The organism is Psychromonas sp., assembly GCF_983033635.1.
Genome location: NZ_CEZLMY010000306.1, coordinates 1 through 2,269 on the forward strand (window position 1 = coordinate 1; position 2,269 = coordinate 2,269).

A 2,269-nucleotide genomic window follows, 5' to 3' on the forward strand; every position below is an offset into this window, starting at 1 on the left:
ACGGCTTTCGTGTTTCTGAAAAAGGCATTACGCTTGTCACTCGCGATATGCTTAAAGCTTTAGCTAAAAGCAAACAGTTTTAAATGATTATCTACTCCATTTATAGCAAGTTTTTTTACGAAATTTACTCTTGTAAGAGGGAGGCTCAACAATAGAGAGAATGATATTTCATATTGTTTGAGGGGAACTAATAAAGAGGAGCCTAATGGCTCCTTTTTAAGAAGCAGTAATAGCATTTAGCTGCAGGTACTTCTTTGATGCTTTTACCATATGCCCCCTCTCCTATTACAAGGCAATTAGATCGTTGAAGGAGACTTTATTGCAGCTATAGATTGGCATTTTATTGAGTAATTGCAGCCTCTAGCCCGGATCGATTTCAGTCCTATTCTCTAGCAATTGTAACAAGGTTATTTTGCTTCTTTATTTTTATAAACTTCTATTAGTGAAACTAATTTTACGGTTACTTTTAATTTATATTCTTCTTGATAATTTAGTATTTCCCAAACAATGCTAGCTCTTTTATTTGTTAATCTAACTCTTGTATTATTGTAATTACTACACTCTTTTAACTGCCTTAGCAGATCTATATTGAATCAGTTTTATCTGGCGAATGCCTACTGCAGAACGAACTGCGTTAATTAACGCTGCTGTTTTAAATTTACTCGTATAATTCTTAGATTGATATTTTGTATTCATTATTCGCCTTGATAATAGATAGTGTTATCCAAAATCGAAGTGTCCCGTTTTTTAAACCCAAATAGTGCATCACAGTCTAACGGTAACAGGCAAAGAAAAAGAGCAGCAACAGCAGTTTACTGCATTATTAAAGTAAGGATGAGAATCATAGTTGAAACCACCATAGTACTGATGGAGAAATTTCAGATATTTAGTGTGGAGATTTGCATATCAACATCGCTATTTGGGCGGGTGGTGGCTGGAGCTTGATGCCTCCAGCCAGATAATCAGCACTTTATTTGTGGCTGGTTTGCATTCGGTAAATGCCATTAACAATTGCCAGAGTAACTATCGCGAGAGGAATATCCAACACATTGGAAATTTGCGACAACATATTCAGGTTCATTAATTCAGGCAGTTCTTCTGCACTTGCAGATAAGCGGAAAATAGATTGGTTTAACATATTAGATGTGAGCCACAGAGCCCACCAGACTGGCAGAATCAGACTTATCTTTGTCAAACGCCAGTCAAGAGGATTTTTACTGGCCATCCAGATCTCTTTCATTGCCTGATATGGCTTCCATAGGTTAAAGATAGGAATAAAGTAATAAGCAATAGACCAGGCTGGAGTATAGGTCATATTCAGTGCGCCAAGTTGGCGGGCGTTATAATTAGCTCGATAAATCCACTTGAGGATTAATACAGCAGAAGCAATAAAGGCAATTAGAGAAGCTATACCGATGCTTTGCAGTAACTGAATAACCACCTCACCGTCGGCAAAAGCTTCTTGCAGCGAAGCATAAACGCCCTCTTGGTAAGCGGATAATAATTGATACTCTAGGAATCCAAATATAATAGATAAAATGGCAATCAAGATCTGAGCATAGAGCACGTATCTAATCCATTTTGTCAGGCATTCTGAACTTTTAAATCCTTCTTCTACACTCGACAATTTATATTCTCCTTATAAGGGGTAACGTCAAAATAATTTACCTGCGCTCTTTTATACCTATTCAACCTCAAAACACCGATTAAAGTAGGATAGGTATAAAAACCAGTATCTCCCGATACTGGTTTTTGAGTGATAAGTAAAATTCTGCTTGTACTTATTTAGCTATTTCTACCGGCACAAACTCTTTTCTTTTAGCTCGTATATCCAGTACAACTGTTAGAACAAATGACATTGCAAACGAAATCAGCATACCAATTACATATGGCGTAACATCTTCAGGACGGATAGAGATAATGCCCGGCAGACCTGCTGCGCCTAGTGCACCGGCTTTCACATTAAACAGTGTAATGAACGCACTTGCTGTTGCTGCTGCTACAATCGCTGCGATAAACGGATAGCGAAGTTTTAAGTTAACACCAAACATTGCCGGCTCTGTAATACCCAATAGAGCTGTCACACCCGATGGAATTGCAATACCTTCAAGTTTGACATCTTTGGTTCTAAATCCGACGGCTAATGCTGCACCGCCTTGCGCGATGTTAGACATAGCGGCAATAGGGAAGATAAATGTACCGCCAGTAACTGCAATATCAGCAAGCAGTTGTATTTCAATTGCGATAAAGCTGTGATGCATCCCTGTGA

General features: G+C 38.3%; 3 protein-coding genes. All 3 read right to left on the reverse strand.

Features of this window, described 5'->3' with window-relative positions; translation table 11 throughout:
- Window positions 1-555: 555 nt before the first annotated feature.
- Window positions 556-696: a hypothetical protein gene (locus tag AC4GME_RS18790; RefSeq protein WP_490380037.1), complete on the reverse strand. Its 141-nt coding sequence runs from the start codon at window positions 694-696 to the stop codon at window positions 556-558.
- A gap of 274 nt (window positions 697-970) precedes the next feature.
- On the reverse strand, window positions 971-1,627 hold the full coding sequence (locus tag AC4GME_RS18795; protein ID WP_490378790.1) for a DUF4328 domain-containing protein: 657 nt from the start codon (window positions 1,625-1,627) through the stop codon (window positions 971-973).
- A gap of 154 nt (window positions 1,628-1,781) precedes the next feature.
- The coding region (locus tag AC4GME_RS18800; protein WP_490380038.1) for a PTS transporter subunit EIIC at window positions 1,782-2,269 on the reverse strand (488 nt) is incomplete at its 5' end.

Excerpts from the sequence above, each read along its gene's own strand:
- AC4GME_RS18790 (WP_490380037.1), bottom strand. The coding sequence starts at position 696 with ATGAATACAAAATATCAATCTAAGAATTATACGAGTAAATTTAAAACA.